General features: G+C 67.1%; 9 protein-coding genes. 5 read left to right on the forward strand and 4 right to left on the reverse strand.

The genetic code is table 11. The annotated features are described in order from the left end of the window. Positions 1-173: 173 nt before the first annotated feature. On the reverse strand, positions 174-1,460 hold the full coding sequence (locus AC08OP_RS10570) for an acetyl-CoA C-acyltransferase (protein ID WP_476614036.1): 1,287 nt from the start codon (positions 1,458-1,460) through the stop codon (positions 174-176). Between the two features lie 487 nt (positions 1,461-1,947). Between AC08OP_RS10570 and AC08OP_RS10575 the strand changes: the two genes are divergently transcribed. Then, on the forward strand, positions 1,948-2,187 hold the full coding sequence (locus AC08OP_RS10575; protein WP_476614028.1) for an HTH domain-containing protein: 240 nt from the start codon (positions 1,948-1,950) through the stop codon (positions 2,185-2,187). Further along, positions 2,187-3,071 (forward strand): hypothetical protein, encoded by an 885-nt coding sequence (locus AC08OP_RS10580; RefSeq protein ID WP_476614029.1) that lies wholly within the window; start codon positions 2,187-2,189, stop codon positions 3,069-3,071. Before AC08OP_RS10575 ends, AC08OP_RS10580 begins: the two co-directional genes overlap by 1 nt. 88 nt (positions 3,072-3,159) lie before the next feature. Here the strand turns inward: AC08OP_RS10580 and AC08OP_RS10585 are convergent, their stop codons facing one another. Continuing rightward, positions 3,160-4,365 carry an ISAs1 family transposase gene (locus tag AC08OP_RS10585; RefSeq protein WP_476614030.1) on the reverse strand — a complete coding sequence of 402 codons (1,206 nt, stop codon included), beginning with the start codon at positions 4,363-4,365 and terminating at the stop codon, positions 3,160-3,162. Between the two features lie 352 nt (positions 4,366-4,717). Continuing rightward, positions 4,718-7,180, reverse strand: a complete 2,463-nt coding sequence (locus tag AC08OP_RS10590; RefSeq protein ID WP_476614031.1) for an ATP-binding protein — start codon at positions 7,178-7,180, stop codon at positions 4,718-4,720. A gap of 474 nt (positions 7,181-7,654) precedes the next feature. Here AC08OP_RS10590 and AC08OP_RS10595 point away from each other — a divergent pair, with 474 nt between their 5' ends. The 3 genes from AC08OP_RS10595 (at position 7,655) to AC08OP_RS10605 (ending at position 12,030) form a co-directional block, all read left to right on the forward strand. Continuing rightward, entirely contained in the window at positions 7,655-9,562 is a 1,908-nt protein-coding gene (locus tag AC08OP_RS10595) for an NAD(P)/FAD-dependent oxidoreductase (protein ID WP_476614032.1), read from the forward strand. Beyond that, entirely contained in the window at positions 9,559-10,533 is a 975-nt protein-coding gene (locus tag AC08OP_RS10600) for an ATP-grasp domain-containing protein (RefSeq protein WP_476614033.1), read from the forward strand. The genes AC08OP_RS10595 and AC08OP_RS10600 overlap by 4 nt, the downstream gene beginning before the upstream one ends. Positions 10,534-10,692: 159 nt before the next feature. After that, positions 10,693-12,030 carry a cation:proton antiporter gene (locus AC08OP_RS10605; RefSeq protein WP_476614034.1) on the forward strand — a complete coding sequence of 446 codons (1,338 nt, stop codon included), beginning with the start codon at positions 10,693-10,695 and terminating at the stop codon, positions 12,028-12,030. An 846-nt stretch (positions 12,031-12,876) separates the two neighbouring features. Here AC08OP_RS10605 and AC08OP_RS10610 read toward each other — a convergent pair. Next, a complete protein-coding gene (locus AC08OP_RS10610) occupies positions 12,877-13,629 on the reverse strand; it encodes a hypothetical protein (RefSeq protein ID WP_476614035.1) in 753 nt (250 codons plus the stop codon). Positions 13,630-13,803: the final 174 nt, after the last annotated feature.

Consider the following 13,803-nt stretch of genomic DNA (forward strand, 5'->3'; position numbering starts at 1 on the left):
GAACGCAACAGCGCCCCTGGATGGCTTCGTCGACACACTCGCCGAGCTCAAGCAGAAGTACGAGTTCTAAACCGGCGCTGCTCGGTCGTCCGCGAGCCGGCACCGGCAGGGTCAGAGCCGGTACCGTCCGTGGCATCCTCCAGGGCGGCCGGGGCACGGGACGAGTCAGGGGATCATACGGCCCTGGCGATCTGATCACGGCTTGCGAGTACAGATAGGCGCGATCTTGACACTCTCACCTGACGAGCGGGCCAGCCGGACCGCCGCTGATGCGATGAAGGGGCGGGAACCTGTCCTCTTATTCGCAGGATCTCGTCGTCCGGTTCGGGTGCGGTAGGCCTGTGTCGAGCAGCGGGGTGGAACGGGCCAGCGCGATGTGCTGGGAGCGTGCGGCCTGGCTGAGCCGCCGCGGCCGGCAAGGGATCGGCCGGCCGGCCAGCCCGGCGCAGGGGAAGACCAACGCCGAGCTCACGCTGGAACGCGCAGTATGAGAGCTTCTCCTTGGCCACCGCCGCGAACGCCTCGTTGATCTCGTAGAGGTTCACGTCCGCGGGGGTCAGCCCCTCCTTGCGCAACGCGGCCGCGATCGCGTTCGCGGGTTGGGACAGCAGCGAGGCGTCCGGGCCCGCGACAAAGCCATGGTGACCGATCTCAGCGAGCACGGGGAGACTGAGCTCGTTCGCCTTCACCCGGCTCATGACGACGACGGTCGCGGCACCGTCGGAGATCTGGGAAGCCGAGCCGGCGGTGATCGTGCCGTTCGGGGCGAACGCGGGGCGCAGCCTGGCCAGCGCCTCCGCCGTGGTGTCACCCCGCACGCCCTCGTCCTGCGTCACCAGCACAGGCTTGCCACGGCACTTGGGCACCTCGACCGGGACGATCTCGTCATCGAACAGACCGTTCCTCATGGCAGCGGCGGCGCACCGGTGCGACCGCGCGGCGAACTCATCCTGCTCGGCTCGGCTGATGCCCTGACCCTCCGTCTGTCGCTCAGTGGAGGGTCCCATGCCCGTCCGGTCGAAGGCGCAGAAGAGAGCGTCGCTAACGGTGGCGTCGAGAACTACGGCGTTGCCGTAGCGGACGCCGGCGCGCAGGGAGGGCAACAGGTGCGGTGCCCCCGTCATCGACTCCATGCCACCCGCGACGACGACGTCGTACTCGCCGCTTGCGATGAGGCTGGCCGCCAGCACGATCGCGTCGAGGCCGGACAGGCACACCGCGTTCACCGTGCGCGCCGGGACGTTCACCGGAACACCGCCCCGGACGGCGGCCTGCCGTGCAGTGTTCTGCCCCTGGCCCGCCTGGATGACGTGACCCATGATCACATAGTCGGCCCGCTCACCGCCGATGCCGGCTTTCGCCAACGCAGCCTCGATCGCGAAACCGGCGAGGTCCACGGCGGAGAAAGTCTTCAGCGCTCCGGACAACTTGCCGATCGGAGTCCGCGCGCCGGCGACGATGACAGCACTGTTGTGCCTGTTGGAGAAGTCATAGCCCTAGACTGCACGAATATTCTGGAGTCAAGACGTTTTCTGGATAGTTCGCTTTTTGCGTGTTCTGTGCATCGAGATTGGAACGCAGATCGCACAGCGGTGAGCTGCAGGAATGATCCGGGAAGCCGACACTTTCCGTGAGAATTTCTCTTTTTGTGTGTTCTGCGCTCTCCGGGCATGGGATCTCGATTTTGCGATTTCACCTCGCGAAAACACCGCCGAAAAAATGCTTCCGCACAAAAGAGCACGAGCGCGCCTAGTTGCACGCATTACCCGCGGCGCGGCCGTATGGTTGTAGTCGACTTAATCGCTCACTACCCGATCATCACGGGAGAGCTGACCGATGAATGGGCGGCAAAGGGCCGCCCGCATCTATGGGAGGAGGTTCCCGCAGTGGTCCACCTACGCCTCCGCAGGAACCGCTCGCGCCAGATCATGGAGGACGCGCCAGATCATGGAGGACATCGTCGTCGAGCTGCGCTCGGCGTCCGAGCCGATCGCGGCGGAGGAAATCGCCGACAAGATCGGCCGACACCGGTCCACGGTCCAGCGGTACCTCCATGATCTCGATCAGGACGGCTACGTCGACCTCATCTTGGACCGCGGGTCCCGCGGGCGTCCCAAGCACCTTTACCAATGGCGCGACGAACCCTCGCCCCCGCCCCGCCCGAACCCCGGAATGGTGACAGTCTGATGCGCGCGCTTGACCTCGCCACGCTCGTCCTGGCCAAGGGCGGCCATGACAACTTGAAGCAGGGCAGCTGCCTCCTGGAGGCGGTGTCATACCTCGCCGACGAGCCCTGGTCCGACCACCCCGAGTGCGTCTCGCCCGTGCTCGGGGCTTTCGGCCGCATCCTGAACGATGTCCTGCCCAACAACAAGCGGCAGAAGCTCAAGCCGTACATCCCGCAACTCATGGGTACGGCCGCCGACGGACTGGACGAGGCGCGCGGGTGTCTGGCACTGGATTGGCTCGTCCGGGTGTGCACGCCGACCTGGCTACGCCTGGTCCCGAGGCCGACCGCGTATGCAGATCTGCTCGCCAACCACAGGCCGATCGCCAGCCTGGAGGATGTGGCGGCGATCGGTGACATCGTCCGCGATGCAGCGTCGCACGCTGCGCAAGCCCGGGCGGCCGCCCGGGCGGCCGCCTGGCCCGCTGTTCGGGATGCCGCCTGGGATGCCGCCTGGGTCGCCGCCCGGGAGGCCGCCTGGCCCGCTGTTCGGGATGCCGCCTGGGCCGCCGCCTGGGCCGCCGCTGGGGCCGCCGCCCAGGAGGCCTGGCCCGCTGTTCAGAATGCCGCCTGGGATGCCGCCTGGGTCGCCGCCTGCAACGCCGCTCGGGCCGTTCAGGAGGCCGCCTGGGCCTCCGCCCGGGAGGCCGCCTGGGACGCCGCCTGGGACGCCGCCTGGGCCTCCGCCCAGGAGGCCGCCGCCCGGGAGGCCGCTTGGGACGCCGTTCGGGACGCCGCTGGGGACGCCGCCTGGGACGCCGCGCGGCAGCGACTCACGCCCAGCGTCGCCGAGTTGCAGACGTCGGCGATCGCACTGTTCGGCCGCATGATCCGACCGAGGTGACCTCATGACCGGCCACCGTCACGACCGAGCGTCTCGCCGCCGCCATTCTCGCTGCCGAGGAGATCAGCGTTCCTCACCAGGGGCTCCGTCAAAGTCTGTTTTGGCTGGTCAGGGCGATGATCTGGAGGAGGAGCCCAGGGTCTCTGATGGTGGCTCGGCGGGCCTGTCTGATGTTCTTGTAGCCTGCCAGGCGTAGTGCGCTGATCGTGGTATCGCGGGCGGTGGCCCAGTTCAGGGCGGCGTTCTTGGTGCGGATGGTGTGGCGGTCCTCGTCCATGGTCCGGTCGCGGACACGGTGAATGGCCTCGACCGTCCAGTGGCCACGAGCCCACCGGGCCAGCTGCGCGGGGCTGGCCTGGTCGGTGGACAGGCTCGTGACCAGGTAGAACTCCTCGGTCGAGGTCGCAGCCGGGCTGGTCGTGGTCTTCTTACGGCGGGTGGTCCGGGCCAGCTTGACCACCTGCCGGGTACCTCGGAACCCGACCAGGGACGGCGCGGAGGGGGGCAACGCCTTCAGCGCGCGTTCCTCGATCCGGCCGTGGGCCTTCTCCCGGGTCACGTGCTGGTTTCCGAACTCGTCCCACGGCAGTTTGGCCAGCTTCGCCCGCACGGTGGGCTGGTTGCCCTTGATCGAGAAAAGCCAGTGGCCGCCCTTCGCCCGGATCGCCCGGGCCAAGGGTTCGTGTGCGTGCAGGCAGTCGGTCGTGACCAGCGTGTTGTGGTCACACACCCGGTTGACCAGCATCCGTACCGAGGCGATCTCGTCGCCGGCCACGACCCGTTGATGCCCGAGCGCGGCCCCGGTGTCGTGGCGGACGGCCTCGACGACCGCCTCCTGGCGCACCGACCCCTGTGGCGTGCGGGAACGGGCGCCCTTCATCACCGTCCCGTCGAAGGCCACCGCTACCAGGCCGCCCGGGTCCGCGGGCCCGGGCGCGGCCGCGGCGGTCCAGCCCGACAGCGCCTGGTCCAACCACCCGGGCGGGCCTTCCTCCACGATCCGCCGGATCGTGCGCTCCGACGGCACCCGACGAGGGAACCCGAGGCCGGCCAGCACCCCGACCGGGAGGGCGCAGGCCCACTCCCACACCGCCACGGTGGTGTCGTGACCTGCAATATTGCCCGCGACCCACAACGCCAGGACCGGCGCGAGCTCGTAGCGAACACCCCGCGGGTCGCGCCAGTCCGGTACCCGCCGCAACACCGCGACCAGCCCCGCGACCTGCGCGGCTGTCGAGACCTCGACCTGCTCCTGCTGACACTCAAGCCACACCATGGGGGACACTACAGACACGGACGCGGCACCTGCTTCTGGAAGACCTTTGCGTGAGAACTCAGATCTTCCTGTAGGTGCCGCGTCTGCCGCGTTCCAGGGCCCTTCGCGGCCCGACCCCTAGCAGTAGCCGACCACAAACTCAAGACGCCACGCCGCACCTACTTTGACGTCGCCCTGGTTCCTCACGGTCAGCCCAGCAGGCGGAAAACCTCCACCTGGACCTCGACTGGGTTGTCACGTTCCACATGAGATGGACACGACCGGGTTGGGTGCCCTCTGTACCCGGGGACGGTACTGGCAGGCCAGCACGACGACCTCCGCCCGCTCGAGGTCGATGATCCACAGTCGCCAGCGAAGTCGCTGCCCGTAACTACCCGTGAGGTTGTACGCCTACAGAATCTCCACCTACAGAATCTCCATGAGGATGCGGGGGCGGGGTAGGGGCGATCCGCTCGCGCTCGCCAACATGTCGCTGCGGCTCACACGTACGTTCCTGGGGGCTCCTGCTGCTGTCCTTTACCCACGCGATGATCTGGGCCCGTGAGGTGAAACCGAGCTTGCCGAGAATGCGCTCGACGTGACCTTCCGCCGTGCGCTGGGCGATCACCAGGTAGCTCGCGATCTCCTTGTTGCTCAGGCCGCGGGCGACGAGGTCCGCCACCTGACGCTCCCGGGGGGTCAGAGGCACCTCCGGCTCGCCGGCGGGAACGACGGGGTGGGCGACAGGAGTCCCGGTGCCCTGGGTAGCCGCGGCGACGGCCTCGTCCAGGTCGAGTTCCGCGCCCTGCGCCAGGGCGCGTTCGAGCTTCCGTTGACCTAGGACGCGTCGCAGGGACGCCTCGCATCGCTGGTGGAACGGGGCGAGCCCGAAGGCGGCGATCGACGCCCCGGTCTCACGCCAGATCCGCCCGGCCGCGCCGAGCAGGACCGCGGACTCGTGGTGCCGGCCGGCCGAGGCCATGACCCACGCCTGCTGCTCCAGCGCGACAGCGATGCCGGCATGGTCGTGGAACGCGTATTTGAGGGAGATGGCCGCGGCATGGTGCTCCATCGCCTGCTCCAACTCGCCTAGCTGCCAGGCCGCCAGGCCGAGGCCGCACAGAGCGAACGAGCGGAAGCAGTATTCACCGAAGCGCTCGGTCAACGCCACGCATTCCGCGAAGACGGTCGCCGCCGCGTCCTGTTCCTCGCGGATTCCGTGGGCCAGCCCGAGATAGAGCAGTGATTGGGCGAGGCCGAACGGCTCGTCGAGGTCAGCGAACCGGCGGCGGGCGTCCTGACTGCGCTCCACCGCCGCCGGCCTGTCCCCGCTGATGGCGGCGAGCCTGCCCTCGACGCAGGCGATGTGTGCGAGCACCCGCTGGTCGTGCAGCCTAGCGGCCAGATCGCGAGCCTCGGCCAGCAGTGACGCCGCCGCGGTGATGTCGCCCTGGAGGGACGCGGCGTGGGCGGCCGATTGCAGACCGATGGCCCGGATCCCGTCCGGCTCCGTGGCCTTGCTCAGCCCCCGATCAAACCAGAAACGCGCCTCGCTGAGCAGCCCGATGGCGGCCCAGTATTGCCACAGGGCCACCATGATGGACAGAGCGGTCTCCGCCAGGCCCGGTGTAGTGAGGCAGAAGTCCAGCGCAACCCGTAGGTTCGCTTGCTCGCTCCGGATCCGCCTGATCCAGTCCAGTTGGGCCGGGCTGCACCACTGAGCGTCGGCGAGGGCCGCCATCCGGCGGTAGTAGGCGAGATGCCGACGGCGCACGTCCTGCTCCCGACCGGACTCGCGCAGGCGGTCCTGGCCGTACTGGCGAATGGTGTCCAGCATCCGGAACCGGACCGTCCCCTCGTCGTCGTCACGGACCAGAATCGACTTGTCAACCAGCCCGCTCAGCACGTCCAGCACGACTGCCGGCGGGCACCTGGCACCCCCCACCTGCTCAGCCGCCTCCAACGTGAACCCGTCGGCGAACACCGACAGGCACGCCCACATCTGCTGCTCGTCGGGATTGCACAGGCCGAAGCTCCAGTCGATCAGCGCGCGCAGGGTCTGCTGGCGGCGGGGCCCGGCCCTGTTGCCTCGCGTCAACAGGCTGTAGCGGTTGTCGAGCCGATCAAGGATCTGCTCCAGGGACAGTGTCCGGAGCCAAGCAGCCGCCAGTTCGATCGCCAGCGGGATGCCATCCAGGCGATGGCACAGCAACGCGACGGTCCGCCAGTTGCCCTCGTCGAGGCTGAATTCCCCGAGCACCGCTGCCGCGCGTTCCGCCAGCAGGCTCACCGCCTCGTACTGGACGAGCCCGCCAGCCAAGGCGGACTGGTCCGCGCCCGGGGCCGGCACCGGGGGCACCCTCAGCGGGGGCACCCCCAGCACCCGTTCCCCGGCCACCCCGAGCAGGTGGCGGCTGGTTGCGATGACCCGCAGGCCCGGGCCCGCGCGCAGCAGGGTGTCGACGAGCCGGGCACACGCGTCCACGAGGTGCTCGCAGTTGTCGAGCACGAGCAGGATCCTGCGCGGAGCAAGGTGCGCGGCGAGCGTCGCCGCGGTCCATCGCCCGGAGAGGCGCTGCAGGCCCATCGCCTCGGCGACCGCGTCGGCGACCAGTGACGGGTCGTCGAGGTCGGCCAACTCGGCGATCCAGACACCGTCGGGGAACGCGCGCTGCCGGTCCACCGCGAGCCGAAGGGCGAGGCGGGTCTTCCCGACCCCCCCGGGCCCGGTCAGCGTGAGCAACCGGGCGCCGGACAGCAACCGCAATGCCTCTGCCAGTTCCCGTCTGCGACCGACGAAGCTGGTCAGTTCCGCCGGCAGGTTCGACCTTCCAGGTCCGGACACATACAACACCGTCCCGCTACCTGCGGGGGGACACAACTGGGGCGGACAGGTGGGCGGACAGGTAGTGAAACAGGTAGTTCTCCCGTCCCCGCACGCCGGTCCGTCGCTCAGGCTGTGCCCATGCCGAGAACGCAGACAGCACTGCCGGCAGCCTTGGGATGCCAGGCGCCGGAGCCGCGGCGACTGGCGCGGTACCCCAGCCTGATCATGGCGCTGCCCCCGCATCCGACGTCGGCGCGGGCAGCCCGCCAGTTCGTGTGGGACGCTCTGAGTGGAGGGAGATGTCCACCTCGTCGAGCCCACTGAGCTGCTGGTGAGCGAGCTGGCCAACACAAGCCCCTTGATATCGTCGACACCAGCCCTGTGCACTTATGACGAAGTAAATTTCATGCGAGACCAAGCATGCGAGACCAAGTGCGAAAATCCAGCCGGCAGACGAGGCCGACCCGCGCCCCCCTGCAACTTCGACAAATCCCTGATTTGATGACCAACGAGAAAGCCCATTCAATGGGGGGCGTGCCGACTATTCGGCGGACGACCTCCGAAACTGATGTCGTGGTAGTCGGTGCCGGCATCGTAGGCCTGGCGAACGCCCTTCAGCTTGCCAAACGAGGCCTGCGAGTAACGCTGATCGACAACCTTCGCGACAAGAAACACAGCTACAAGGTCGGAGAGTCGTTCCTAGTCTTCACAAGTGCTTTTCTCCGCACTGTGGGCGAGCTGGACGAATTCATCACCGAGAAATCATTCGCGAAACTCGGTGTATGGTTCTCCCACGGCACGGAGAACAGATCAGACTTCCGTGACGCCACCGAGTGGGCCATCAATGCCGACCCGCATCCGCCGCACTATCTCTACGATCTTGCGCCCGACAAGAAGTGGTTCCGCTGCATGTTCCTCGACATGCAGATCGTCCGCCCCGAAGCGGAGGATGCGATGTGCGCGGCCGTCCGACGGCGTGCTGGAATAACTTTCGTCGACACCGCCCGAGTGAGCGACATACAGATCTCCCCGGGAGCGGACTGGCACCAGGTGGAATGGCTTGACGGCACAACCGGAAACAGTAACATCATCCGGGCGCGCTGGGTCGTCGACTGTTCTGGGCGCAACCGGTTGTTGGCCCGTGGCCGCGGACATGCCGCGGAGCGGCGGGAACTGACTGACGGATTTCAGACGACGGCCGTCTGGGGCCAGTTCGAGGGCGTGACCGACGGTCTGTTCGGTGACGAGTGGAAGCATACCTTCCCTAACGGCCGCAATACGCAACGCGACCTGTACACCGTACATTTGTGGGGGGACGGTTACTGGATCTGGGTCATCCGGCTCTCGAAGGACCGGATCAGCGTCGGTGCGACTTTCGACCAGCGGTCGGCGCCACCCGGCCGAACTCCGCAGGAGCAGTTCTGGAATCTTATCCGGCGGCACCCCGTCCTCGACAAGGTGATCGCACCGGAGTCGCTCCTTGAGTTCCGGACCTACCGCAACGTCCAGCACTGGACCGACACGTTCGTCAGCCCGCAGCGCTATGCAATGGTAGGCGACGCGGGCAGCATCATCGACGCCTACTACAGCCAGGGAATCGCGCTGGCGCTGGTGACCAGTTGGCATCTCGCCAACATTGTCCAGGACGACGTCCGCTCCGGGCACCTGGACCGGGCGTATATCGAGCGGGTGAACCGAGCCACTCGCCAGGACTGGCACATGCTGCGCGCGATGGTCCGTGAAAAGTACACTGCCGCGATCGCGGACCCTCGCTTCTTCGTGTTGTCCCACGTGCTCGACATGATGGTCTTCTGGTCCGTGGGCAGCACCCGTTCAGCGCTCACCCGATGGCTCGTCGACACCGAGGGCGACACCACTCGGGAGACCCCGAAGCACCGCCGCGTCCGGCAGCGTCTCCAATCCACGCTGTTCTACTCCCGGGCCCCGCTGTGGCGGTGGTTGCCGCCGGAAACCGTGCATTGGATACAGAGCCGGCTACAGGCCAACCTCGCTGCCCGCGCACGCTGGCGGCTGGATCACGGTGTCAAGCTACCAACGGTCCGTAGCGTCCAGAACGTCACCGCGCCGCTGCCTAAGCTGTGGTGGCTGGCGATCGGCGGGGACCGGGGACGAGATATTTCAGCTCATGACCTGGTGGAACCCGCGGAACTACGACCTGAGGGCACCGCGACCTGGTTGGACCGGTTACCCGTGCCGGCCAACACCCGATTGCGGTGGGTGATCCGGCTGCGGCCGTACGCCCTGCTCGCCGGATTCACCGCCGCCTATCTGTGGGACGGGGCGGACACGGCGGTCCGACGCCTACGCCTGCTTGTACGCCGCCCCAGCGACAGCGCGACGGCCAGCGAATTCGCTAACCGCGCGGCCTTACTGAGGAAGGATGAATGAAAGCCGTTACCACTGGGCGACCGATCGCCTACCTACATTTGGACTCGCAGCATGCGGAGTACCCACAGATCGTTACTACCCTGGCTGACTACGGTGTCACGGCAGTCGCGGTTCACCTCGACAACGTGCACGCCGTCGACTGGACAGCGTTCGATGGCGTGAACCTACGAATGTGCCGCGGCTTCCACGAGCGGCCCGACTTCCTTGACAAGATCCGGAGACTTTACCTGGAGCTGGACGGGAAGATTCCCATTCTGAACTCGATGCGGGTGGCCGTCGGGACGCTCGACAAACGGCGGTACCTGTCAGATCTCGAACAGGACGGCATCGCGGTGATCCCGACCCGGTGGGTTTCCCGGGGCGAGGACGTGACGATTGACACGCTCATGACCCAGACCGGATGGGACCATGTCGTCATCAAGCCAACCGTCTCGGCCGGCTCCTGGCGCACCTTCCGGGTCTCACGGAGCGGGCCGAGCACCTCAGCAACGCACTTCGTCCGGCACGGCCACAAAGCAACGTCGACGACGGGCCTGGCACCACGCTGCGACACGGAACCCGAGACCCTGCTCCGTGACCTGGTGTCCACTCATCACGTCTGTGTCCAGCCCTTTCTTTCATCGATCCTGACCCAGGGGGAACTCTCCTTCGTCTTCCTAGACGGAAAGTTAAGCCACACGGTCCGCAAAAGAGTCGCCCGGGACGGCGGCTGGTGGGCACACGAACGGTTCGGTGGCCGGAACGAAGTGATCCAGCCGACACCAGCCGAGCGTGAGTGGGCGTACGGTGTGTATGAAGCACTGGAAAACCGATACGGACCGTTGATCTTCGGCCGGGTTGACGGCTTGCGGGACGAACACCGTGTGCTGCGGCTACTGGAATGTGAGCTCGTCATCCCCCGTCTGCTCCTGACCGAGGGCAACGCCTACGACACGTACGCAAAAACCATCATGCGGGCGGTTGGCGGCTGACCCGATGATCTACTGAGAAACGCTCGCCGGCCCGGGGGGAGCAACGGTTATATACGCAGCGCATCGGACCTACCCGCGGTTTACCTCATCCTCCCACTCTCGCTCGTGCTCGGCGTCACCGTCGGTTTAGACGTCCGCCTGCCCTTCCCAGGAGTAGTGATGGTCAACGCATCCGGCCCGGTAGCCGCGCTGTCGTCCCATGTGCTTCTCGTTTTCCTGCTCCAGATCGCCGTCCTGCTCGGGCTGGCTTATCTCCTCGGGCGGGCGGCAATGCGGCTGGGAATGCCGGCAGTGGTGGGTGAACTCCTCACCGGCGTGATCCTCGGGCCATCCCTGCTCGGCACGCTCGCGCCTGGCTTCGCCGGCTGGCTGTTGCCCGCACGGGCCGACCAGTTCCATCTCCTCGACGCCGTCGGCCAGCTCGGCGTGATTCTGCTGGTCGGATTCATCGGCATAGAGATGGACATCCAGATGATGCGGCGCCGGGGTCTGACCGCCGCCCGGGTCGGCCTCGCCGGGCTGCTGGTTCCGGTGGGCCTCGGCGTCTTGGCGGGTCTGCTGCTGCCCGGCTCTCTCGTCGCGGACGGCGCCCATCGGCTGGTGTTCGCGCTGTTCCTCGGCGTCGCGCTCGGGGTCAGCGCGATCCCGGTAGCCGCGAAGATCCTCATCGACATGAACCTGCTGGACCGCAACGTCGGCCAGCTCACCCTGGCCGCGGCCGCAGTCGACGACGTGGCCGGGTGGTCCGCACTCTCCATGATGTCGGCGATGGCGACCACGGGCGTGCGTGGCAGTGACATCGCCGTGCCGGTGGTTAGCGTGCTCGGCGCCGTGCTGGCCGCCCTGGTAGCCGGTCCTCCGACGGTCCGAAGGGCACTTCGATACGCCAGCACGGCGCGCCACGGCGGTGGCCACATCGTGGCCATCACCGTACTGATCCTGGCCGCGGCGGCGGCCACGGAGGCGCTGAGACTCGAGGCGGTCTTCGGCGCGTTCATCGCCGGCATCGTCATCGGTTCCAGCCGGGGTTTCGCTCCCGACCGGGTCGCGCCGCTGCGGACGGTGGTGCTCACCGTGCTGGCGCCGATCTTCTTCGCCACCGCCGGGCTACGGGTCGATCTCGGCAAGCTCACCGACCTGTCGGTCCTCGCCGCCGGCCTGGTGGTCCTGCTGCTTGCCGTCGCAGGCAAGTTCGCCGGCGCCTACCTCGGCGCCCGGGCCAGCCGGCTCGGCCACTGGGAGGCCCTCGCGCTCGGCGCCGGGCTCAACGCCCGCGGGGTCATCGGCCTGGTCGTCGCCGGAGTGGGGCTGCGCCTCGGCGTGTTGAACACGGCATCCTACACGGTGGTGGTTCTCGTGGCGCTCGTCACCACCGTGATGACCCCGCCGATCCTGCACCTCACGATGCAACGGGTGGAGCACAGCGCAGACGAGACACTACGGCGGCTGGACCCCACCAGCGACACCGAAAGCGCACATTCCGCTGCCCGACGCTAGCGCTGGCCTTGCCGTCAAACACCCGTATCCCATAAAAGGTTGTTTCGTAACTCGGTCGGATGTGGTGTAGGTGGGGCGAGGATGTGCTCGACCCGCGCGACCCGACCGGGTCACTCCCGCTCGTCAGCCCGTCGGGAAGACCACGGACAGGTCAACGGCTGCAGGATTGGCTCTTCGGGATCACCCTGTCACCCTGCCTCTACCTGCCCAGGGGTGCGAATCCCCTAGGCCACCGACCTAAAAAGCTGTTTTAGAATTACCCCGGTCCCATATCCCACCCCGATAAAGCAGGCTGTCGACCGGTTGGCACGCCGAGCGCCGGAGTCCGATCCCTGGCGCTCGGCGCGCGTCCGAGGTCAAGACGAGATTTAAACAGGTTCTTAGAATTTTCCGCCGGGAGGGCTGGGGACCGCCGTCTGTGCCAAGCCATTCGTAACATGGCCGATGACCCCGGCCGGCGCCGGCCGGGGTGCCGTGCCTTGCAAACTCTCGGTACTGGACCGCGGCACGGGCACGGCGCCGCCGTTGTCCTGCTTGTAGCTCTGGCCGCAGCCACTGAGGAACAGAGCCGATGGAATGACGAGGGCGCCAAGCACCGTCACCATGGCTCGACGGCCACGGTGTCTCGGTGTCCGGGGCCACCGGGATCGGAAGGAATGTATGGTGTCCATAATGATTCAGTAGTCTACTGCCCTATGCGCAACTTTTCCACCTACCCGAGAGGCCGGGTTTTCCACCTACCCGAGAGGCCGGGAAGATCCTGAAGCGTCCGCCCGTTGGTCACAGTCATATCTCCGGCGGGTGAACCAGCCCGCTTCTTCCAAACCTTGCGGGCGTCCTTGACAATCAGGCGCGAGATCCCGTTCTGAATCTTGAAGCCATGTGCTCTGTGTGCTCTGTGTATTCGAGCAGGAGGTTCTTCGCGCGCCAGGCGGCGTCGATCTCGAAGGCGGCCTCGCCGCCGAGGGTTGCCAGGGTGGTCAGGATCCGGTTACGGCCGACCGGGGTGAGCGTCCGCGGGGCCCCGGACGAGAAGTCCTTTGATCGTGTATTCGGGGTCGGTAGCGCGGCCGCGGCGGCCGCGGATCCGGTGGGTGGCCCTCCGGCGGACGTCACCGACCGCCTTGTTGGCGAGGTGTGACCGGCCCGGGGCGCGGTGCTGGTGTTTCCACCGACCCGTCTCCCCGGGCCGTCCCCCGAACCCGGCGTGCCCATTACTGGGCACCGGGCCCTCCACACGTTTACGCGCCGGTCATACCGTGGCCGGTTGCGTGCTGTCAGACCACCGGTGCTGACCTGATCCTCACCGAGGATCCCAGCCTTCAGAAACGCCTTCACCAGCGTGGGAACGCGCCTGCCAGTGACCCTTTTCCGCAGCCGGCCCATGACGACCGAGTGCGAGATGTTGTCGAAACAGGCCTCGATGTCCCCCTCGAACATCCACTCGTATCCCTGGGTGGCGAAGTTGTGGGTCTCAGCTATCGCGTCATACGCCCGCCGGCCCGGGCGAAATCCGTAGCTGGAGGGAAGGAAGGCCACTTCCAGGATCGGCTCCAGGACCAGGAGAAGGGCTGCCAGGACGACCTGGCCACGGGTCACGGGAATCCCTGACCGGCACCATTTTCAGGCACCCTTCAGAATCTTTGTCTCCCGGACCGGCAACGGCCGGAACCGCTGCCTCTCCAGCTTCACGCGAATATTGGAAAGAAATTCCTCCACACCACGCCCGGCCTCGATGGCCCGGCCGGTCCGCCCGTCCACCCCGGCCGTGCG

The sequence above is a fragment of the Frankia sp. CeRuru1 genome (genome assembly GCF_977966315.1).

What these genes read in the sequence shown, in the direction of transcription:
- AC08OP_RS10575 (WP_476614028.1), top strand. Translation starts at nt 1,948, where the DNA reads ATGGAGGACATCGTCGTCGAGCTGCGCTCGGCGTCCGAGCCGATCGCG.
- AC08OP_RS10580 (WP_476614029.1), top strand. Translation starts at nt 2,187, where the DNA reads ATGCGCGCGCTTGACCTCGCCACGCTCGTCCTGGCCAAGGGCGGCCAT.
- AC08OP_RS10595 (WP_476614032.1), top strand. Translation starts at nt 7,655, where the DNA reads ATGACCAACGAGAAAGCCCATTCAATGGGGGGCGTGCCGACTATTCGG.
- AC08OP_RS10600 (WP_476614033.1), top strand. Translation starts at nt 9,559, where the DNA reads ATGAAAGCCGTTACCACTGGGCGACCGATCGCCTACCTACATTTGGAC.
- AC08OP_RS10605 (WP_476614034.1), top strand. Translation starts at nt 10,693, where the DNA reads ATGGTCAACGCATCCGGCCCGGTAGCCGCGCTGTCGTCCCATGTGCTT.